We start from the raw sequence: 21,890 nt of genomic DNA, 5'->3' as shown, positions 1-21,890 counted from the left end.
GACTGGGACGCTGTCGAACGACACATGGAGACGCCGATTTCGTTCGGAACCGACGGCTGGCGGGCCACACTCGATGAGTTCACTTCCCCGCGCGTACAGATAGTCGGACAGGCGGTTGCGGACTACCTCCGCGAGATCGAAGACCGAGCGGGTGACACCGTCGCAGTGAGCTACGACGCCCGCGAAACGTCTCGCGGGTTCGCGGAAGACCTCTGTCGAGTACTCGCCGCAAACGGCTTCGACGTACTCATTCCAGAGCGAGATACCCCGACACCGATTCTCGCGTGGACGATTACCGACCGCGACCTCGCGGGCGGATTGATGATAACTGCAAGCCACAACCCGCCGGAGTACAACGGCGTGAAGTTCATTCCGTCGGATGGTGCCCCCGCACTCCCCGAGGTTACCGACGAAATCATGTCCCGCCTCGCCGAACCCGACCCCCTCTCAGAAGACGAACACGGAGTCGTCCGCGAGGAGGATTTCGTCGCACCCTACGAAGACCACGCCTTCGACCTCGTGAAAAGCGACCTCTCCGACCTTTCGGTGGTCTACGACGCAATGCATGGAAGCGGTCGGGGCGTCACTGACAAACTGCTCGAAGATGCCGGTGCGAGCGTCGAACGACTCCACTGCGAACAGGACGCCGAGTTCGGCGGTACCTCGCCGGAACCCGACCCTGACCATTTGCAGGAACTCATCTCGGCGGTCGAAGACGGTGACGCAGACCTCGGAATCGCCAACGACGGCGACGCCGACAGACTCGCAATCGTGACGCCGGAACGCGGCTATCTGGACGAAAATCTCTTTTTCGCCGCGCTGTACGACTACCTCCTCGAAGACGATTCCGGGCCAGCGATTCGAACCGTCTCGACCACTTTCCTCATCGACCGCATCGCGGAGGCACACGGCGAGGAAGTCCACGAAACCCCGGTCGGATTCAAATGGGTCGCGCAGGCCATCGAAAAGCACGACGCCCTCGTCGGCGGCGAAGAGAGCGGCGGATTCACGATTCGCGGGCACATCCGCGAGAAAGACGGTGTTTTGATGGCGCTATTCGCCGCCGCAATCGCCGAAGAACGTCCATTCGACGAGCGTGTGGACGACCTGCTCGCCGAGTTCGGCGAGATTCATCAGAACAAAATCAGCGTAGACTGCCCGGACGCCGAAAAACAGCGCGTCCTCTCCGACCTCGAAACAGAACTCCCCGACGAAGTCGCGGGAAAGGACGTCGAAGATGTTGTCACGAAGGACGGCTTCAAAATCCTGCTCGAAGACGGGTCGTGGTTGCTCGTCCGACCGAGCGGGACGGAGCCAAAAATGCGCGTGTACGCCGAAGGGGACGGCGAAACGCGCGTCAGCGAACTGCTCACTGCGGGCGAAAAATTGGTCGAACCGCTGATTTAACCGACTGAGAGAGTATCGGACGCAGTTTTGTGGTGACGAACCGTCGCTTGGTGACCGCGATTTATACAGATAGTTATCATAGTAGTAAAGCACTTTTCTAGTCGCTCTTTCTACCGATTTCAGTTGAGAGAGGCATTTTGTGTAGAATGCGTGATTGCAGACATAAACAGAAATATGCTATATCAAATGGCCGAAATAGGTGCGGATTGGCGTTAAAACTCGGGTCAGAAGAACAGGACGGTTGAACAGAAGAATCTACTTAAACGACAACACATTGCGGGGATTCAGGTAGTAGAGCGCCGCGAGACCAATCCCGAAGGCGACCGTAAACAGGCCGAGAAGGTCACCTGTCGATGTTTCAAAGCCGTCCTGAAACGCGTATATTGCCATCAGCAGTGCAAACACTATCCAGATGAGCGAGAGACGGCGGCGTTTCGACTCGTTCATATTTGGTGTTGGTGAACTCGAACCATCAGTGTTCACGTTCGAGGGTTCCGCGAAATCGCTCGTTTGTACCGTTTTCCACCGATTCAATCTCGAATCCCAACGACTCGTAAAACGGGCGAATCTTCGGGTCGAACTCGGCAGTCAATCTGCCGTACTGTTCCCGCGCAGCTTCGACCAATTCGCGGCCGATTCCCTGCCCTCGCCGAGCGCGCAGAACCGCGATTGCGTCGATGTGCGCGCCACGATTGCGAGATTCCAGCACCACAGTTCCGAGGATTCTGCTTTCTTCTTCCGCGACGAGGACGGTTCCCTTCTCGATTCGCTCTTTTACGTCGCTCGCATCGGTTTCCAGCATCGCGGCGTCCACGATTCGCATGACCGAAAGATGCTCGTCGGGAGTCGCAGGGCGGACGGTCATCCACCTTTGATGAGCCTAAGGACTTTGACGTGTTCTGCTTCGACCGGTTGGTCTTCGGGGACGGGACGGCCATCGACCATCACCGACACCTCGTGAGGACTGAGGCCGACTTCCGAGAGGAGGTCGGCGTAGGTTTCGTCGTCCACGTCGAACTCGTGGGAATCCTCGCCGACCACCTCGACGGTTACGTTCATGGCCTTTGTTGCCAGCGTCGCGCCTTCAGCGTGTCGGGGTTCGATGGTGAGAGAGAAGATTTCACATCACGCGACGGTCGATTCGTCGTCAGCGCCCGTGTCTGCTGGTTCTGTATCCTCTGGGCCCGCGTACTCCGGCGTGGTTCGTCGGCCCCCGTAGCGTACCCGGACTGCTATCGCCAGCGCGCCCAAACCGAGCAACAGGACGAGGAACTGGACGAGTCCGCCGAATATGGGAATTTGAGTGAAAATCGCAACGCCCAGCAGACCCACGAGCAGTGCGAGCCACCGATTTTCTCTATCGGCGAGCGATAACAACCAAACGCCGACCGTGAGAGAACCGTAGACGGCCCCTATCCACAGCACGATGCCAAACAGCAACGCTCCGAGGAGCGAAATCGGGATGCCGATGATGGTGATGGCGAAGAGAACGAGTGCGATTGGCACCAGAATGAGCAGGAGCAGGCCAACACCTGCCGAGAACAGGGGTTCACCTCGCGCCCGTTCCGCGACTCCGTCCGAAAACCTCGGGAATATCGCCAGCAGGAGAACGCCCAAGAGGAGATTCACGAAGAACCCATAGAGCGTGCCGACCCAGTCGGGAATTTGAGAAACGGGCGTCGGGCCAACGTCGGCCAGCGACTCGTCCTGTCGAACCGTTCCGCCGATGGTTGCACCTGGTGCGCGCTCGAACGTCTCTGCGTCGTAGACGAGATTACCGTCGATAGTCGCAGTCTCGGTGACTGCCAGCGTCTCGCTAGCGATTTGGACATCACCTCCGACAGTTCCCGCCAGTTGGCTGTATCCTGCCGCTCCTTCGAGCGACCCGCCAATCGTGCCCGTCTGCGCAAGGACGAAGTTCCCGCCGCCGGATTCGACGTTTCCAGTGACGGTACCCTCGATACGGACGTTTCCGGCGAGCGCCGACACGTCCCCGGAGACGGTTCCGGTTTCGGCGATGAGGACGTTTCCGGACAAGGCTTCGAGGTCGCCGTTTACTGTACCGCGGACGACGACGCTCCCGGCGGTGGCCGAGAGGTCGTCGTCGATGGTTTCGCCTTCCGCGACGACGACGGTGCCAGCGGTTCGCGTCTGTTCCGCCGCCGCGGTGGCAGGAAGGGTCACGATGAGCAAGAAGACGACGAAGAGTGTCGCTTTCGCTCGCATGGCGAAACGGTCGCTGTCCGGTGGGAAAGTAATTGGCTCGTTGTTCACGGGAATCGTGGATTGATTTCAGAAATCGACTCGCTACCGCGGCGCGGAGTCTCGGGGACTTTAAGAACGATAGGTGCCTCTGCTGGAACATGAGCGAGGCCGACACGGAAAGCGTTCCCGGGCGGGGCACCATCTGGGTCGAAAAGTACCGGCCACAGACCTTGGACGAGGTCGCTGGGCACGACGATATCACGGCGCGACTGCAGAGCTACATCGAGAAAAACGACCTGCCGAACCTGCTGTTTTCCGGACAGGCAGGAATCGGGAAGACGACCAGCGCGGTCGCCATCGCGAAGGAACTGTACGGCGACGACTGGCAGACGCACTTTCTCGAACTGAACGCCTCCGACGAGCGCGGTATCGACGTGGTGCGCGACCAAATCAAGAATTTCGCCCGTCACGACCCCGGCGCGGTGGATTTTCAAATCATCTTCTTGGACGAGGCCGACTCTCTGACGAACGACGCGCAGGCCGCCCTCCGCCGGACGATGGAGCAGTTCTCCGACAAGACGCGCTTTATCATGTCGTGTAACTACTCCTCGAAAATCATCGACCCGATTCAGTCCCGCTGTGCAGTCTTCCGGTTCGGCCCGATTCCGGACGAGGCGGTGGCGGAGCGAATCCGCTACATCGCCGACGAAGAAGGAATTGAGACGACCGAAGATGGCGTTAATGCGCTCGTTTACGCCGCTGACGGCGACATGCGAAAAGCCATCAACGCCCTCCAAGCCGCGGCGGTCATGGGCGAAACGGTGGACGAAGAGAGCGTCTTCGTCATCACCAGCACGGCCCGCCCGGAGGACATCAAGGAGATGGTGAAAGACGCACTCGAAGGCGATTTCACCCGCGCACGCTCCAAACTGGACGAGTTGGTTACGGAACGCGGGATGGCTGGCGGCGACATCATCGACCAACTTCACCGGTCAGTCTGGGAGTTCGGCTTGGACGACGAAGATGCGGTTCGCGTCCTCGAACGAGTCGGCGAGGCGGACTACCGAATCACGGAAGGCGCGAACGAGCGAGTCCAGCTCGAAGCGATGTTGGCGTCGTTGGCGCTGAACTAACCGAAAGATGGAGCTGACGAATCGTGATAGGGTCGCGCTAACGGGCAAATTCCGAATCGTTCACGTAAATAACGACGGATTAGTGCGAAAACGGTCGGCGGGGTTGACGATTCGTGCTCTCGAACCACGAGTTATGGGCAGGTATCCGAGAACTGTCAGAGACGCACAGATAAAATGTATCACCTGTAACGCCCCGGTCGTTCAGACCGTCGAAAATGCCTTCGTCTGTGTGGGTTGTGGCGAATCACCGGTTAACGAAAGAGTCACTAGCCAGCGCGATTTCGACGGGGAATCCGACACACAGAAATCAAACACAGTTGTAAACTGAATATTAGTTTCAGTCGAACTTTTTACCGTTCGCTCTAGTCACAGAAGCATGGCTCGAACAGTCCCCAACACTGCGACCCTCTACATTATCGAACATCCGTGCTCGGAGGCGAGCCGATGACGCCCGCCATCGAAACCGACGGGTTGACCAAACGATTCGACGATACGACCGTCGTTTCCGACCTCCGGCTCACCGTTCCCGAGAAATCCGTGTATGGATTTCTCGGCCCGAACGGGGCAGGGAAAACGACCACCATGCGAATGCTGACGACGCTCACCCGGCCGACGAGCGGCACCGCGCGAATCGCCGGACAGTCCATCGAAAACCGCGACGACGTTGTTTCCCGCATCGGGTTTCTGCCAGAGGAACCACCGCTGTACGACGAACTCACCGCTCGTGAACAGTTGCGATACGTCGCCGGACTGCGCGACGTGGATGCGGAGGAACGAATCACCACCCTGCTCGACCGCTTCGACCTCGCCGACGATGCGGACGAGCGCGTCAGCACCTACTCGAAAGGGATGAAACAGAAGACGGCGCTGATTCAGGCCATCCTCCACGAACCCGAACTCGTCTTCTTGGACGAACCGACATCTGGACTTGACCCCCGCGCCGCGCGAACCGTGCGCGAGCTCATCTCGGAACTCACCGATGACGGAATGACGGTTTTCCTCTCGACGCACATCCTTCCCGTGGTGGAGGAACTCGCCGACACCGTCGGCGTGCTTCACGACGGAACTCTCGTCGCGGAAGATTCGCCGGAGCGACTTACCCACCGCGCGGAGCAAGAGCAGTCGCTCGAAGACGTGTTCCTCGACGTGACGAGCGAGGAAGAAAAAGCGGTGTCCCAATGAACTGGCCGAACCTTCGGCGGAGCGCCAGCATCGCCAAAATAGAGTACCGGCGGAGCATCCGCGCTATGCTGAAAAATCCGGTGCAGTTGTTGGGATTCGCCTTCTTCCTGCTCGTCTTCGTCGGCGGCCCGACGCTGGGCGGTTCCTACGTCGCGTACCGGTTCGGTGGCCAAATCGACCAACTTCCGGATTCGCTTCCGCTCCTCGATTTCGCACGCAGCGGCCTCGCCGTCGCGTGGCTTTCCATCACGGCACTCGTGGTGGCGAGGGCAGTCGGAAAAACCGGTCGCATCGACAACGAGGCAGGAATGCTAACCACGGTTCCTGCACGGGATGCAGTTGGTGGCCTCGTTCTCGCGGAGGTTGCCCGAATCGGTTCGGTCGTGGCGCTGCCACTGCTCTCGATAAGCGCGGCGTGGAGCGTGGCGCTCGGGACGCCAACTGCCTTTATAACAATCGTCCTCGCAATGCTGGGTCTGTTCACGACTGCGATTCTGGCGGGCCACATCGTGGGGGTACTTCTCAAAGTCGCGTTCGCGCGGTCTGAACTGCTCACGCAGTACAAATCCGTCATCGCGGTTGCCGGGTTCGCAGTGTACATGGCGGCCATCCTGTCGAACGCGCTCGGTCGCGTGATGACAATGCTGGGAGGCCTGTTGCAAGACGTGCCGACCGCGTGGCTCGGTGACGTGTTCATGCTCGGGATTCCGGGAATCTCCGTCTCACTTCCTCGCGTCGGCGGTGCGGTTGCGTTCGTCGCAGTGACGATTCCGGTGTTGGTGTCGCTCGACATTCGAACTGCGACGTGGCTCTGGTACGGTGACCAAGTCCAAGTGGAGAACAAAAAATACGATTCCGACGAGTCGAGCGCCGACTTCCTCGCCGGATTCGTTTCGCGCCCGACCCGAACCGTCACGGCGAACGTCTGGCGGCGGACGAAACGCGCCCCCCTTCGACTGCTCTACGTCGTCTACCCCGTGTTCTTTATGACCGCGCCGCTTCAGGGGGCGGTTCAAACGGGAACCGTCTCGGATTTTCTGGCCATCTCAATCGCGCTGTACGGCGCGTGGGCAATCGGGGCGACGGCGCTCAATCCACTGGGTGACGAGGGTGCAATGCTCCCGGTGACCATCACGTCCACGATTCGCGGCGGGGAGTTCGTCCGTGGACACGTCCTCGCGGTGACGCTGATTGGGCTTCCGTTCGTAGTCGTCGCAACCGCGGTTGCGGGCGTACTGAGTCCGCTCGCGCTCGAAAACTGGGTCGGGTTGACGGTGGGAAGCGCCCTGCTCGGCGTCGCTGGAACCGTGGTCGCGCTCGCAATCGGCACCGTGTTTCCGCGGTTCAGTTCGGTTCGCGTGACGCGGAGCAGGCGCGTGGTCGTCCCGAGCAAATCGGCGTTCGCGTTCTACACGATTTTGCTATTGGCGGGATTCGCCGGGACGGCGGTTGCAGCGGTTCCAGCAGGTGCCGCGATGGTTTCGAACGTCATTTCGTTCTGGTCGTCCCTCCTTTGGCAACCGATTGTGCTCCCGCCGCCGACCATTCGAATCGTCGGCGGTGTGGTCGCCGTCTTCCTCGGCGTGGTCGTACCACCCCTCGCATACCGCTACACGGTGCGAAAGTTCGATAGGTACGTTCTCGGCTGATCGCGCCCTTGCGGAACTGTTTTACGCACCGATGGGCGACAAACTACCAAGAATGAGTGAACTCGAGGAGGAGTACCGCCTCGATTATTTCGAGGAAAACGATTTTGTGCGAAAGGAATGCACCGAGTGCGGAGTGCACTTCTGGACGCGCGACCACGACCAAGAAACCTGCGGTGAACCGCCGTGTGAGGAGTACGGATTCATCGACGACCCCGGTTTCGACGAGGAGTACACGCTGTCGGAGATGCGAGAGGTGTTCCTCTCCTTTTTCGAAGAGCGCGACCACGAACGAATCGACCCCTATCCAGTCGCCGCAAACCGCTGGCGCGACGACGTACTGCTGACCCAAGCGTCGATTTACGACTTCCAACCGCTGGTCACGAGCGGCGAAACGCCGCCACCAGCCAACCCGCTGACCATCAGTCAGCCCTGCATCCGGATGCAGGACATCGACAACGTCGGTAAGACGGGACGGCACACGATGGCCTTCGAGATGATGGCCCATCACGCCTTCAACGTCCGCGACGATGCCGAGAAGGAGTACGCCTACGAGGGAGAAGTCTACTGGAAAGACCAAACCGTCGCCTACTGCGACGAACTGTTCGAATCGGTCGGCGCGGATTTGGAGGAAATCACCTACATCGAAGACCCGTGGGTCGGCGGCGGCAACGCAGGCCCCGCAATCGAAGTCATCTACAAGGGTGCGGAACTCGCCACGCTGGTCTTCATGTCGATGGAACAAGACCCTGAAGGCGAGTACGAACTCAAGGACGGCAACCGCTACTCGCCGATGGACACGTACATCGTGGACACCGGGTACGGACTCGAACGCTGGACGTGGATGAGTCAGGGAACCCCGACCGTCTACGAAGCGGTCTACCCCGACATGATTGCGTTCCTCAAAGAGAACGCCGGTATCGAGCACACAGAATCGGAAGAAGAAATCGTCCACCGCGCCGCGAAACTCGCGGGCCACATGGACATTGACGAGGCCGAAGATATGGAGGCCGCCCGCGACAACATCGCGGACAAACTCGGCGTCACCACGGGCGAACTCGAAACGCTGGTGGAACCGCTCGAAACCATCTACGCCATCGCCGACCACAGCAGGACGATGGCCTACATGTTCGGCGACGGAATCGTCCCGAGCAACGTCTCGACGGGCTATCTCGCCAGAATGGTGCTCCGCCGAACGAAGCGCCTCTGTGACAATGTCGGCGTCGATGCCCCGCTGGACGAACTCGTGGATATGCAGGCCGAGCGACTCGATTACGACAACCGCGACACCATCCGCGACATCGTCCGGACGGAAGTCGAGAAATACCGCGAGACGCTCGAACAGGGCGGTCGCCGCGTTCGACGAATCGCCAAACAGCACGCCGAGGAAGACAAGTCCATCCCAACATCGACCCTCGTGGAATTGTACGATTCTCACGGCCTTCAACCGGACATGGTCGAGGAAATCGCCGACGAGTTCGGCGTTGCCGTCGAGGTTCCGGACGACTTCTACAGCCTCGTCGCCGACCGTCACGACGGCGGGCAGGCATTCGAGGAGGAGCAATCGACGGACGAGAGACTCAACGACCTTCCGAAAACGGAGCGGCTGTACTACGAAGACCAGTACCGAACCGACTTCGAAGCCGTCGTCTTGGACGTGTTCGAGCGCGAGGACGGCTACGATGTCGTCCTCGACCAGACGATGTTCTACCCCGAAGGCGGTGGCCAACCGGGCGACCACGGGTCGCTTTCGACGGACGAGAAGACGGTGTCCGTCACCGGCACGCAAATCGAAAACGGCGTCGTGCTTCACTGCACCGACGAACCGGTCGATAAGGGCGAAATCGTTCGCGGAAAAATCGACCCCAAGCGCCGTCGCCGACTCATGCGCCACCACACGGCGACGCACATCGTCGTCCACGCGGCTCGGCAGGTGCTCGGCGACCACATCCGGCAGGCTGGTGCGCAGAAGGGAACCGACAGTTCGCGCATCGACGTTCGTCACTACGAGCGAATCGACGGCGAAACAGCGAAGCGAATCGAACTGCTGGCCAACGAAATCGTCATGGAGAACACGACGGTACAACAGGAGTGGCCGAACCGCCACGAAGCCGAAGAGGAGTTCGGTTTCGACCTCTATCAAGGAGGTATTCCCGCCGGCACGAACATCCGACTCATTCACGTCGCGGAGGACGTGCAGGCCTGCGGTGGGACTCACGTCCGTCGAACCGGCGATGTCGGCTGTATTAAACTGCTGAACACCGAGCGCGTGCAGGACGGGGTCGAACGACTCACCTTCGCCGCCGGTGACGCCGCTATCGAGGCGACCCAACAGACCGACGACTACCTCCAGTCCGCCGCGGACGTCCTCGACGTTGCGCCGCCTGCCGTTCCGGAGACTGCGGAGCGATTCTTCGAGGAGTGGAAGGCTCGCGGCAAGCAAATCGAGAACCTAAAAGAGCAACTCGCCGAGGCCCGTGCCAGTGGTTCCGGCGGCGGCGAGGAAGTCGAAGTCGGCGACACGACTGCCGTAATTCAGCGAATCGACGCCGACATGGACGAGCTCCGTGCAACCGCGAACGCGATGGCCGAGGACGGCAGAATCGCGGTCATCGGAAGCGGTGCCGACGGCGCGCAGTTCGTCGTTGCAGTGCCGGACGGCGTCTCGCTGAACGCCGGGGAGGTCGTCGGCGAACTCGCCTCCCGCGTCGGCGGTGGCGGGGGCGGCCCGGCCGACTTCGCGCAGGGCGGCGGTCCCGACGCCGACAAGTTAGACGACGCGCTGGAGGACGCTCCGGACGTGCTTCAGCAGGCCAAAAACGCATAATCCGTCGGGCGAACGATTCGGCGGCAACGAGATGTGATTTTTCGGATGCTGGACTTGGTAGCGGCGACTGTTGTTCCGTCGTCTATTTCTCAAACCCCACCGAGAAACCGGGAAAACGGCGTTTTTCAGGGAATGACGATTCCAGCAGTGTTTCTCGCTTTCTACTCAATAAATTCTTGGTCGCTATATCAAATCGGTGTGAGCCGAGTTGGACGGTAGGCTGATAGGGTTCGCTGGCGTAGCGTAGTGGAGTTATGGGGGAAGCTGACAGTAATGAGCCAGCAAGAGTGTGGGATAGCAGACAAACAAGCAGAGTCACAGGAGTACAGGTCACAGCATGACCGTTTTGGAAATCCTTCCGTTAGCGTTCGTGATGGTCGCAGGACCACAAATCCTCAGCACTATCTTCCTCGCCACGAGTGAAAACTGGCGGCGGAACTCCGCCGCATACGTGTTCGGGGCGTTCATCTCGATTTCACTCGTCACCGCAGTCGCATACCTGCTCGGTGACGGCGCAACCTCCGAAGGAGCGTCGAACGACACACTTCACGTCATCGTTCTCGTTCTCCTTCTCGTTGCCATGGTTTACGTGTATCTGAATCGGGAGGAGTCGGAGCCGCCGAAGTGGATGGGAAAGCTAGAAAAAGCGAGTCCACGGTTCTCGTTCAGACTCGGCTTCCTTCTGTTGGGGTTTTTCCCGACGGACATCCTCACGTCGTCCGCCGTTGGCTCGTACCTCGCAGGACATAATCGTCCGCTGTCGGACTCCATTCCGTTCGTTTTACTCACGCTCCTGTTTCTGTCGTTGCCGTCGCTCACGGTACTTGCGTTTGGTCATCGTGCTGAAAAATTTCTGCCGAAGGCACGGGATTGGATGAACGAAAATTCGTGGGTTGTCAACGAAGTTGTAATCTTGTTCTTCGTTGGAATGAATATCAGCAATCTCATGGGGTGAACGGCAAGTTGTGGATTTTGACCGCAAAAAGGGCTATACTCTGTTTTGAACCCGTTTCAAAGATCGGAACTGAAGCGTATCTGAGTGTTTTTAGGCAGACCAAAAATCATAAGTCTGTGTTTAGGTAAGCCTAAAGCATATGTCTGGAACACCGCCGAAGATACCGACCCGCCGTGAGTACATCAAGGGCAGTGGTGCCCTCATCGGCGGCAGCCTGCTGGCTGGCTGTGCGAGCAACGGTTCGGAGCCGATAGCGGACGAAGAAACGGGAGGAGACGGTACCACGAGCGGAACGACGGATTCGAATGGTTCGTACTCGGTGACGATGTCACCGATGGGCGAAGTCGAGTTCGACGGCGCTCCGGAGAATGTCTTTTCCCTCTTTCCGCAGTACGCGGATATGGCCGTCGCACTCGGGCACGGAGACTCGATAAACTCGATTTACGTCCCCGAAATGTCCGGCAAGACGATGAACACCTACTACGAGCGACTTGACGGCGTCTCCTTCGAATGGAAGGGGCTTCCCGACCCACTCGAAAACGGACTGAGCAAGGAACTGCTCTACCAACTCGACAGCGACGTTCATCTCCTCGATCCGGCCTACGCCACCACGCAGAACAACTGGTCGCAGTCCGATATCGAGGACATCCAAAACAACATCGGCCCGTGGTTCGGGAACTTCTACAGCGGAACCCACGACAACCCACCGGAAGGCTACCGCGACGGGTATCAGTACTACGGACTGTGGGAGATGTTCGGCAAAGTCGCCGAGGTGTTCCAAGAACAGGAACGTTATCAAGCGCTCAAGGAAATTTACGGCGGCGTGCTCACGACGATTGAGGACAACCTGCCGCCGGAAAGCGAGCGACCGACGGCAGTGCGCGTCACCTACAGCGACGGGTCGTTTTTCACCTACCACCTCAACAAACCCGGCTACTGGCTGGCGGACACCCGCCCGCTGGGTGCGACGGACGCCTTCGCAGAGGAAGACTGGGGAAGCCTGTGGGGAACGGTCGATTTCGAGACGATGCTCGAAGCCGACCCGGACGTTATCCTGCATCTCTGGGGAATCTCGCCGGGATACTACCTCGACGAGATTCAACAACAAATCGAAGACCACGCCGCCGGACAGCAACTCTCCGCGATTCAGAACGACCGATTCTACGCCGCGGGAATGCGGTATCAAGGTCCGATTATGAATCTGTTCCAGTTGGAGATGACGGCGAAGCAGTTGTACCCCGAGCAGTTCGGCGAGTGGCCGGGCTATGTGACGGGCGAACCGTATCCGGAAATTCCGAAAGGAGAACAACTGTTCGACCGACAGAAGCTTTCCGACGTAATCAACGGAAACGCCTGATGTGATTCACGGGCCGTCGCGCCACGTGAATCAGTGGTAAAGAAGGGTGTGAGTACGCCCTCACCACCATCTTCTCACTCTGGTATCCTCGGAAGGTTTCACGCCCCGAAGCGCCGCCGAATGGAGTTCGACCGGACTCCACGGTTCGAACTCCCCCTGCCCGCACATGTTCCACCACCGCTTTTCTTTTCGATTCCAGTAGACGCCGTTGAAGTTACATTCGACGCAGTACCACTCCCCGTTCGTGCTCATAATGAAATCGACGCCCCACGTCGCCTCCGAAAGTTCGTTTGCAACGTGTTCGGCGTAGCGGCGCGGAACCGAGAGGTCTACGTCTGCAACCCGCGATTCGAGGTAGTCGTATCCATCCGAACAGACGCGCGATGCTTTTTCAGCGGTTGTCGGCGTGTGCCCGAGAATCTCGCCGTCGTCGATGAAAAAGCGAACCGAAGGGTGACAGGTGTGCGTCGGATGAGGACAGAAATCGAAATCGACCCACTCGCGCACGACCAATCCGCCGCCGTGGGGCCACGACTGCTGGTCGTTCTGGTTGAGTAGGGATGTCACCGTTCTATCGACTACCGCCTCGTCGGGTCGGTAGATAAACGACCCCTCACGCAGGCGGACTGTGGCGGCCTTGACCTGCGTTCTCACGAACGCCCGGTCGTACCCGTTTCGCTCCATAAACGCCAGAATTTCGTCGGTTTCCCAGCGGAACGAGTCACCATCCGGTTCGAGCGATACGAAGGTCGTCTTCGGAACGGGAACGTCGAGGTTCCGAAGACGAGGCCAGTAATAGTCGAACCGACAGCGTTCGTCCTCGAAATCGGTGATGTAGAGCGAGACGGGTGACATCAGATACGAAATTGTTCAACAGCGAGTACTATGACGCTGACGCCGTCAGCACGGAACGCCGAATCGGAAGACGAAAACCGGAAGGATGGATTTGGTATATCAAAATATAGTTTATTTCGGACAGTGGTGAGAAATCGATGTCTTCGCCAAAGCCAGCTTTCGACCCATCTAGGCGTCGATTGAGCGTTCGTGAGTAGTTGACTCCGTTTCCAACGTCGCGTCTTCGCGGCCGTATCCGTGACCGATTATCAGTGAGACGACGTGTATCGCAAGTAAGGCGAGGAAGATGCTGACGCCCGGTTTGAATCCGGCGAAGAGAAGGGGAATGTAGAGCAGTGGAAGTGACACGGAAGCCCAAAAGCTGACGAACTGAAGCGGGAAAACGACGACCTGTGCGACGAGCGTACTGACCAGTTCCATCATGGACATATCTACATTTACAACGTATTTACTGAATACTATTCATCACATAAACGGAGTTAGCGAGAATATAATTGTGCGAATGTCCCGTTTATTTGCACCAGATGGCGCATCGACACTGATTATTATCTCGTTCAGTCAACTGCCAAACATTGTACGATTATGTTACGTTCAGTGTCTACTCATGGGGAATACCTTTGCAGAGTTCAGTGGTAGTGATGTGGGGGTTGAAAACAGATGGCACAATCGACTCGGCGACGGTTCATTCGAACTGTCGGCGCAACCGGCGCGCTGTCCGGACTGGGTGGGCTCACTGCATCGGCACAACAAGGAACGACGACAATTCAGTGGGCAGGCAATCCCGTCGATAACCAGAACGTCGGGGCGATAAATCAGGCACTCCACGATGCGGGCTTGCCGGACGACATCGAAATAAGCGTCATCGTCACGTCGAACATTTCAGACGACGTTCAACAACAGTATCGGCAGTGGTTGCAAGCCGGACGGAACCAACCGGACATCCTTCGAATGGACAGCGGGTGGACGATTCCGTTCATCGCCCGGGGGCAGATAGCGAACCTGAGTCAGGAACTATCACAGAGTTCGTTGAACCGGATAGAGAACAACAACTTCACCGCCAGCGTCAACACAGCATCGGCACCGAACGGCGACCTGTACGCGGTACCCTATTTCACCGACCTGCCAACGATTCAGTATCGCAGAGATTGGGTAACCAACGCGGGCTTCGACCCGGACGGCGAAAACTGGGCGACCGAACCGATTTCGTGGCAACGCTTTTCGGAAGTCATCAACCAAACCCAACAACAACAGAACACCCAGTACGGGTATTCGTGGCAGGCGAATGCCTACGAGGGGCTTTCGTGCTGTACATTCAACGAACTGATGACGACGTGGGGTGGGGCCTATTTCGGCGGTCGAGACAACCTCTTCGGACCGATCGGTGAGCGGCCAATCACGGTCAACGAACAGCCGGTTATCCAAGCTCTCCGGATGGGCCGGACGTTCATCAACGGACAAAACGACCAATTCTCGCTGCAGGGCTACCAGCAAATCTCCCCACAGGCAGTGTTGCAGTGGACGGAAGGGCCGTCCCAATCGGCGTTCATGAACGGAAACGCCGTGGCGATGCGGTGGTGGCCATCCGGCCTCTACGATGCGGCACAGGAATACGGCAACCGATTGGGAGTGATGCCGATTCCATACGGAGTCAGACCGAATCAGGCGGAATACCAAGGAACCGGCGGAACCGCGGCCGCGCTCGGCGGTTGGCACCTCGCGCTCAACCCGAATTCCCAGAACAGACAAGCCGCCGTGGAGGTGCTCAACGCAGTCGCCAAAGTTCCGTTCCGCGAGTTCACGTTTCGACAACTAGGGTACCTACCGCCCGACAACACCTACTTACAAACTCAGCGCGCCCAGCAGATCGATATTTGGGGCGACTACCTCGAAACCCTTCGTCTGGCTGGCGAGACGGCGATTCCGCGACCCGTTACCGTTGTTTGGCCGGACGAGTCGAGCGCCATCGCCGACCGCGTGAACGCCGTACTCGCCCAACAGCAGCCACCGCAACAGGCGATGTCCGCACTTCAGAGTACGCTACAGGACATTGAGGGGAGCGTCTGACTGAATGAGCGAATACAGCGTGCGAAGGGCGATTCGGTACTCCGCGAGTTGGACGGAACGGTTGGACGAAGAGCAGTTCGCCTACCTTCTCATCCTTCCCGCATTCTTGCTGGTCGGCGCGATGGCGTTCTGGCCGCTGGTTCGAACCTTCGAGCTATCACTGCACGCGGACAACCTCTTCGGCGGCGGCTACGTCGGCGAGTTCGTCGGAGTCGAAAACTACGTCGAACTGCTGACCGGCGAGCGGGACAGCATTCTCGGCAATCCGTTCTTGAGCCTGAGTCAGCCGTTTTCGAGCGCGATTATCGTGACGCTCATCTTCACGGTGGTTTCAGTGGGGTTCGAAACTATCATCGGATTCGGACAGGCGCTCGTCTTAGACCAAGATTTCCGCGGTCGGCGGTGGGTTCGAGTCGCCATCATCATCCCGTGGGCGGTTCCCATCGCCATTCAGGGGATGATATTCTACCTCCTGTTTCAACCGGGAATCGGGTTCGGGACGAGTCTGATGCAAGACCTCGGCGTGTTCACGGCCACGCCGCTCATCAACAGCGTCGATTCGATGATAATCCTCATCGTCGCGGACATCTGGAAAGCATCGGCGTTCATGGCGCTCCTGATTCTGGCTGGACTCCAGAGCGTTGACAGGACGCTGTACAAAGTCGGGCGGGTGTCGGGGGCTTCACGCTGGCAGATGTTCTGGATGATAACGTTCCCGCTCGTGCTTCCGACGCTGATGGTGGCGATGCTGTTCCGGACGATTCAGGCGATGCGGGTGTTCGGAACCGTCGAGACGATAACGAGTTGTAGCACGGTGCCGACGCTTACCTGCTTGGTCGTGGACACGTTCAGTTCGGGTCGGTACGGAACGTCGGCGGCGGTGGCGTTCATCACCGCAGTTATCGTCGGATTGGTGGCGACGGTGTACATCGTCTGGTTCTCGGATGTGAGCTAACGTGTCGCAGGAACAGCAACCGGAAGACGGCCCGTACACGCGATGGGTGCAGAGTTCCATCCAAAATCCGCGAAAGGCATACCGCGCGATGTTCTACGTCGCCGCCGTATTTTTCATCATCACGACGCTGTTCCCGTTTTACTGGCTGCTCGTCCTCGCGTTGACGCCGCTCGACAGAATCGTCAACATGGGAGTCGTCCCGAAGGGGTTCAACCCCGGCGCGTTCGTCGAGATGTTTCAGCTCATCCCGTTCCATCGCTACATGTTCAACAGCATCTTCATCGCGCTGGTGACGACCGCGATTGTCCTCCTCATCGGAAGCTTCGCAGGATACGCCTTCGGGCGGTTGCGGTTCCGCGGCAGAACTGGATTGTTGCTCCTTCTGCTCGCAATCTCGTACTTCCCTCCGGCGGCGTTTATCCTCCCTCTGTTCAATTTCTTCACGGGCAACGTGTCGGTGCTGGGAGTGTCGAGTCCGAGTTGGTTCAACACGCCGGGGGCGCTCGTGACACCATTTGGCGGGCTATACATGCCACTCACGGTGTTCATTCTGACGACGTTTTACGGCCAGATTCCGGATGGGTTAGAGGACGCCGCCCGCGTCGAGGGTGCGACACGAATCGGCGCGCTGTTTCGCGTCATCATGCCGCTTTCGGCACCCGGCGTGGCAACTGCGGGGGTTCTCACGTTCATTCAGGTGTACAACGAGTTTTTCTTCTCGTTCCTGATGACCGACGGGCAACCGCAGCATTGGGCACCAATCGTCTGGGGAATTCTCAACTATCAGGGCCAGTTTCAGGCGTTCTACAACCTGATGGCCGCCGCGAGCATCGTCGGCGTGCTCCCGGTTGCCATCCTCGTCGTCGTCGCACAGGAAAAAATCGTCAGTGGACTCACCGCAGGCGCGCTCAAAGAGTGAGGCCCAAAATCGCATTCGCCGCTTTTTCGACCTCGTCAGTTCGGTCTTCGGGAGCGTACACACCCAATCGCCACTGGGTTCGCTGCGATGCCTGCAATCCCTGCACCAGCGGCGACTGCTCCGCAAGCCGACGAACCTCGCCGTTGACGACGACGCGACTGGAAGATTCCGGCATGCTCGGTTCGCCGGGATTGTCCACCAGAACTGCTTCCGGCGGCACGTCCGCTTTCGCCGCGATCTCGCGTTCGAATTCGCGTTTCTCGTCGTGGTCTACTGCGACCACGTCCGACGGAACTCCCCCCCACTCGGCCCACACCGCCCGCTTGAACAGATTTCGATTGACGATTCTGTCGGCCATTTCGGCGGTTTCCTCGCACCCTTGGAGCGCCGCAAGCAGTTCCGCGTCGGTGAATCGCTGGAACTCCTCGGGCGTGAGGTTGGTCGAATCGAGCAGTCGTTCGCTGGTTCGTTCCAGCATCGCCCCCGCGATTCGGGAAACGTGATGGCGGTACACCGTCGCGTTCATCAGCGCGCGAGCGACGAGCAGGCTTTCGGCAGTCGGGACGTTACCCTCGGCTAACACGAGATTTCCGTCCACAAACCGGAGCGCGCCGAGCAGTCGTCCGTAATCGACGGTGCCGTAGGGAACCCCGGTGTGGTGGGCGTCCCGAACCAAGTAATCCATCCTGTCCACGTCGAGTTCGCCCGCGACGAGTTGGCCGAGTTCGCCGTTTCCGGCCACCAGTTCCGCGATTTCGTCGGGGTTCAGGTCGTGGTGTTCGAGAGTGGCGGCGAGTTCACCATTGGAGAGCAAGTCAGTAACCTCGTCGTGATGCCGCCCCACTCGGCGCTCGATGATGCCCTCGGTTTGGTGGCCGTAGGGGCCGTGGCCCACGTCGTGGAGGAGGGCCGCGGCCTGCACCGCTTTTGCTCGGTGGCCGTCGATTCCGAGGCGGGAGAGTGCCTGTCCAGCGAGATGAGCAACTCCGATGCTGTGTTCGAATCGCGTGTGATTCGCAGAGGGGTAGACCAACCGAACCGTACTCAACTGCTTGATATGCCGGAGTCGTTGAACCGGAGCCGTATCCAGCAACGCCGCCGCAACCGGCGGGAGTTCCACGTAATCGTGGACGCTGTCTTTGATAGCCTGCATCTGATTGGTGTCGAAATTTTGGTGAGAGGGCCTAAAACATCCGGATTTTCGGTTAGGAAGCGTGGACGCAGAAAGTGGTTTTGAGAGCGGTTTTGGTGGAGTGTTGTGGATTTTATATCGCAATATCGGGTTTATGACTTTTCGTTGAATTTGAATTTTGAACCGGGTAGAAATGGCTTTCGGGGCATCTTGTTGCTGTTTTCTCTGTTTTAGAGAGTGAACACATTCAGTATGAGATAGACCATTTATTTATTTTATCACACTATATTTGTTTGGTCGGGATGCTGTTTGCAGTTGCCGACAACAAATAACCGCCTCCGCGCCGCTTGCTCGCGGCTACACCGTCGTCTCGCGGCTTCGCCGCTCGACTGTCCGCGGAACTGTGTTCCGCGCTACTCGCGTTCGAGATTTCGGAGAAATCTCGCCTGCCACACGCCTCCCCAACCGACTCCCTTCGGTCGTCCCTCGCACGCTTCTGCTCGACTTCTCGGATGACCGTATCCTCGAAGTCTCGTCAGCGCGCGCCACGTAGCTTGGTTACTCAGTTGTAAGGTAGCGCCAGCGCGGATCGCGCAAGCGACGAACGAAGTGAGGCGCGAGCACACTCCTGCGCTGGCGGGAGGGAAGGGGGAGACTGAGGCGGTGCGGTATTTGGAGTCGGAAATTGCAGACAACAGTCACCGAAAAAGTGAGAGGACACGATTCAAATCGAACCCTCGTCACAACACGCTTGCAGACAACTCACTTAGCACTTCCACTACGTACACAGGTTTAAATACCAAAACGGAACCATTCCAGTTCAACAGCCCTAAGCACGGGGCAAACAGAGAAACTATGATGTCGGATTGGCGGCCCATATTCGGTCACGACGAACCCTACGAGGAGCAGGAAGATGGCATCGAGACGGCCATCGAAACCGCCCGCGACGACGGCTTTTCCGTCATCGAAGGGGCCTGCGGAACTGGTAAGACCATGCTGGCGCTGACGGCGGGATTGCACCTCGTCCGCGACCCCGACAGCCAGTACGAGCGCGTGTTCGTCCTGACCAGCGTGAAACAGCAACTCCGCCAGTTCGAAACCGATCTGAAGACGATGAATTCGAACCTCCCCGACGACTGGAATCCGATTTCGGCCCTTACACTGGTCGGGAAAGCCGACGTGTGTCCGTACAACCGCGAAAATTCGGGTGGCATCGACGACTCGAACGTGTACGACCGCTGTGAAGGCCTGCGGGAGCGAACCCGCGATATAACCGGCGAGAGCGGCGCGACAACAGCGCAAAACCTCGCCTCCCGAGCAAGAAGTCAGCAGATGGGCTTGGCGGACAGCGGAAGTCAGTCGGGCGGTGGCGAAAGCGCCGCGTCCTACCTCGAAACGGCGAGCGAACCGTCGCCCTATCCGCCCGAAATGCCGGAGTACGGCGACGTAGAGTACTGTCCCTTCTACGCGCAGTTTTTGGAGGACATGCCCGAAGACGGCGACCCAATCGAGGCGGTTCCGTTCGATTTCGATAGCATGGGACTCATCGAACCGAGTGACCTCGTGGCACATTCCGTTCAGTGGGGCACCTGCCCGCACTCGATGATGGGTGCGCTGTTGAACCACGTCGAAGTCGTCGTCGGCAACTACTACCACGCCTTCGACGAAGTGACGACGGCGACGTTTACGGGCGCGCTCGTGGACGATTCGACGTTCCTCGTCTGCGACGAGGCGCACATGCTGGAACCGCGAGTCCGCGACCTCGTGAGTCAGTCAGTGGGCGACAAAACCCTTCGCGATGCGGAATCCGAACTGACTCGGGTCATCCAACCGGTGAAGTTCGACGACAAGGATTCGAAACACACGACCGCCGACGCAGACCTCGTTCGGTCGGAATTGGAGGATGCGGGCGTCACGTTGCGGGAGTTAGAGCAAACGCGCGACTTCGTCCGTGATTTGCGCGAGGAACTCGACCGACGGGTGACGGCACATCTCGAACGTGAACATCGCGGGTGGAAGGCGAACCTCACCGACCTGCCGGACGAGGAAATTCCACTTCGGGACCCAACAGTGCCGCAACCGGACAAGATTTCGAAGTGGGCCGAGAAAGAGGGCTACGACGGCGGAACGTGGGCACGCGCCGAGAAGGTCGGTGCAGTCGTCGCAAAAATCCTCAACGAAGCAGACGAAGAGGACAGAGAGCGGAGTGCCCTGCCCGCGGGCAGGGCACTCGGCGAGTGGTATCGCAACGACCACGAAGAGTATTTCCGCGAAATCGTCCTCGAACGGACGTGGAACGACCGCGAACCCGGCGATTCGTGGCGGCGGGCGTACAACGCCCAGCTCGCCATGCAGAACTGCGTTCCGAGTGACGCCATCGGGGAGCAACTCGGCGAGTTCGGCGGCGGGATTTTGATGAGTGCAACGCTCGAACCGCTGGAAATCTTTCAGGAGGTGTCGGGACTGGTGCATCTAGAAAACGATGGTCGGCCAGTCGTTGAGCGAACCTTCGGCCTGAACTTCCTCGAATCGAACCGCGAGAGTTTCGCGGTGGATGCACCGAAGTTCACCTACGACAATCGCGGCGCGCCGGGCGACGAGACGATGGAGCGACAGGTGTACGCCGACGCAATTCGGGACGTGGCGCGCTCGCCCGGCAACGTCCTCGTCGGGATGCCGAACTACGCGGAAGCGACATGGGCCGCGGAGCATCTGCGGAATGTGGTGGATAAACCGGTTCTGTTGGACGAGAGCAGTGCGGACGACGCGACGGAGGACTTGAAAGACGAGTTCTTCGACGGCGAGGAGAAAGTCCTCGTGACGAGTCTCCGGGGAACGCTCACCGAGGGCGTCGATTATCGGGGCGACCGACTCAAAGCCGCAGTCGTCTGCGGGGTTCCAATCATCAACACGGCGAGTCCGCGAACACGTGCGGTTCGAACCGCCTACGAACGGAAGTTCGGCGACGGGTTCACCTACGCGCTCACTGTTCCTGCGGTCAGGAAGGCACGGCAGGCCCTCGGGCGAGTGATTCGCGGGTCGGACGAGACGGGAATCCGAGTGCTGGTTGACAGCAGATACGCCCGTGAATCGTGGGACGGAGTTCGGGAGTTCTTCCCCGAAACCGAACGGGAGGAGTTTCGACCGGTGAGTCCCGATATGCTCTCGCTCGGATTAGAACGGTTTTGGCAGAGCCACTGAAACGATTGGTGGACGAGCTAAGACAGTTAACAGACACACAGAGGCGGCAGGA

The 21,890-nt window shown here is 58.9% G+C and carries 18 protein-coding genes; 11 read left to right on the top strand and 7 right to left on the bottom strand.

Annotated elements, in window-relative coordinates; genetic code table 11:
• Positions 1 to 24: 24 nt before the first annotated feature.
• Positions 25 to 1,407, top strand: a complete 1,383-nt coding sequence (locus tag HL45_RS01515) for a phosphoglucomutase/phosphomannomutase family protein (RefSeq protein ID WP_049970043.1) — start codon at positions 25 to 27, stop codon at positions 1,405 to 1,407.
• A 255-nt stretch (positions 1,408 to 1,662) separates the two neighbouring features.
• Here HL45_RS01515 and HL45_RS01510 read toward each other — a convergent pair whose 3' ends face one another.
• The 4 genes from HL45_RS01510 to HL45_RS01495 all read right to left on the bottom strand — a co-directional run bounded on the left by HL45_RS01510 (position 1,663) and on the right by HL45_RS01495 (position 3,633).
• A complete protein-coding gene (locus HL45_RS01510; RefSeq protein ID WP_049969351.1) occupies positions 1,663 to 1,854 on the bottom strand; it encodes a hypothetical protein in 192 nt (63 codons plus the stop codon).
• Between the two features lie 25 nt (positions 1,855 to 1,879).
• Positions 1,880 to 2,272, bottom strand: a complete 393-nt coding sequence (locus tag HL45_RS01505) for a GNAT family N-acetyltransferase (RefSeq protein WP_049969350.1) — start codon at positions 2,270 to 2,272, stop codon at positions 1,880 to 1,882.
• Positions 2,269 to 2,466, bottom strand: coding sequence for a ubiquitin-like small modifier protein SAMP2 (samp2, locus tag HL45_RS01500; protein ID WP_049969349.1), 198 nt, complete (start codon positions 2,464 to 2,466; stop codon positions 2,269 to 2,271). The genes HL45_RS01505 and samp2 overlap by 4 nt, the downstream gene beginning before the upstream one ends.
• A 66-nt stretch (positions 2,467 to 2,532) precedes the next feature.
• The gene (locus tag HL45_RS01495) at positions 2,533 to 3,633 is read right to left on the bottom strand and encodes a bactofilin family protein (RefSeq protein WP_049969348.1); all 1,101 of its coding nucleotides are present in this window, start codon (positions 3,631 to 3,633) and stop codon (positions 2,533 to 2,535) included.
• Between the two features lie 137 nt (positions 3,634 to 3,770).
• Here HL45_RS01495 and HL45_RS01490 point away from each other — a divergent pair, with 137 nt between their 5' ends.
• The 6 genes from HL45_RS01490 (at position 3,771) to HL45_RS01465 (ending at position 12,712) form a co-directional block, all read left to right on the top strand.
• Positions 3,771 to 4,745 (top strand): replication factor C small subunit, encoded by a 975-nt coding sequence (locus HL45_RS01490; RefSeq protein WP_049969347.1) that lies wholly within the window; start codon positions 3,771 to 3,773, stop codon positions 4,743 to 4,745.
• A gap of 444 nt (positions 4,746 to 5,189) precedes the next feature.
• Positions 5,190 to 5,927 (top strand): ABC transporter ATP-binding protein, encoded by a 738-nt coding sequence (locus HL45_RS01485; protein ID WP_049969346.1) that lies wholly within the window; start codon positions 5,190 to 5,192, stop codon positions 5,925 to 5,927.
• Positions 5,924 to 7,576: a hypothetical protein gene (locus HL45_RS01480; RefSeq protein ID WP_049969345.1), complete on the top strand. Its 1,653-nt coding sequence runs from the start codon at positions 5,924 to 5,926 to the stop codon at positions 7,574 to 7,576. The genes HL45_RS01485 and HL45_RS01480 overlap by 4 nt, the downstream gene beginning before the upstream one ends.
• 52 nt (positions 7,577 to 7,628) lie before the next feature.
• Positions 7,629 to 10,400: an alanine--tRNA ligase gene (gene alaS / locus HL45_RS01475; RefSeq protein ID WP_049969344.1), complete on the top strand. Its 2,772-nt coding sequence runs from the start codon at positions 7,629 to 7,631 to the stop codon at positions 10,398 to 10,400.
• A gap of 337 nt (positions 10,401 to 10,737) precedes the next feature.
• Positions 10,738 to 11,355: a GAP family protein gene (locus HL45_RS01470; RefSeq protein ID WP_049969343.1), complete on the top strand. Its 618-nt coding sequence runs from the start codon at positions 10,738 to 10,740 to the stop codon at positions 11,353 to 11,355.
• A gap of 139 nt (positions 11,356 to 11,494) precedes the next feature.
• On the top strand, positions 11,495 to 12,712 hold the full coding sequence (locus HL45_RS01465) for an ABC transporter substrate-binding protein (protein WP_049969342.1): 1,218 nt from the start codon (positions 11,495 to 11,497) through the stop codon (positions 12,710 to 12,712).
• Between the two features lie 60 nt (positions 12,713 to 12,772).
• On the opposite strand, the gene HL45_RS01460 is transcribed toward HL45_RS01465, so the two are convergent.
• Together HL45_RS01460 and HL45_RS01455 are read right to left on the bottom strand one after the other, a co-directional pair.
• Positions 12,773 to 13,567, bottom strand: coding sequence for an ATP-grasp domain-containing protein (locus HL45_RS01460; protein ID WP_049969341.1), 795 nt, complete (start codon positions 13,565 to 13,567; stop codon positions 12,773 to 12,775).
• A 168-nt stretch (positions 13,568 to 13,735) separates the two neighbouring features.
• Positions 13,736 to 13,996: a hypothetical protein gene (locus HL45_RS01455; RefSeq protein ID WP_211250814.1), complete on the bottom strand. Its 261-nt coding sequence runs from the start codon at positions 13,994 to 13,996 to the stop codon at positions 13,736 to 13,738.
• 228 nt (positions 13,997 to 14,224) lie between these two features.
• On the opposite strand from HL45_RS01455, the gene HL45_RS01450 reads away from it, so the two are divergent.
• From HL45_RS01450 to HL45_RS01440, 3 genes are read left to right on the top strand one after another with little or no spacing between them, the layout of a single operon-like run.
• On the top strand, positions 14,225 to 15,631 hold the full coding sequence (locus tag HL45_RS01450; RefSeq protein ID WP_049969340.1) for an extracellular solute-binding protein: 1,407 nt from the start codon (positions 14,225 to 14,227) through the stop codon (positions 15,629 to 15,631).
• Positions 15,632 to 15,635: 4 nt separating this feature from the next.
• Complete coding sequence (locus HL45_RS01445) at positions 15,636 to 16,586, top strand: carbohydrate ABC transporter permease (RefSeq protein ID WP_049969339.1); 951 nt, start codon at positions 15,636 to 15,638, stop codon at positions 16,584 to 16,586.
• Between the two features lies 1 nt (position 16,587).
• Positions 16,588 to 17,505, top strand: coding sequence for a carbohydrate ABC transporter permease (locus HL45_RS01440; protein ID WP_049969338.1), 918 nt, complete (start codon positions 16,588 to 16,590; stop codon positions 17,503 to 17,505).
• On the opposite strand, the gene HL45_RS01435 is transcribed toward HL45_RS01440, so the two are convergent.
• A complete protein-coding gene (locus HL45_RS01435; protein WP_049969337.1) occupies positions 17,495 to 18,658 on the bottom strand; it encodes an HD domain-containing protein in 1,164 nt (387 codons plus the stop codon). The genes HL45_RS01440 and HL45_RS01435 overlap by 11 nt on opposite strands.
• Positions 18,659 to 19,492: 834 nt before the next feature.
• Between HL45_RS01435 and HL45_RS01430 the strand changes: the two genes are divergently transcribed.
• Positions 19,493 to 21,838, top strand: coding sequence for an ATP-dependent DNA helicase (locus tag HL45_RS01430; protein WP_049969336.1), 2,346 nt, complete (start codon positions 19,493 to 19,495; stop codon positions 21,836 to 21,838).
• Positions 21,839 to 21,890 lie beyond the last annotated feature (52 nt).

It is taken from the genome of Haladaptatus cibarius D43, assembly GCF_000710615.1.
GTDB classification, from domain to species: Archaea; Halobacteriota; Halobacteria; order Halobacteriales; family Haladaptataceae; genus Haladaptatus; species Haladaptatus cibarius.
The sequence above is the reverse complement of the archived record's forward strand: the minus strand, read 5'-3'. Positions and strand labels throughout refer to the sequence as shown.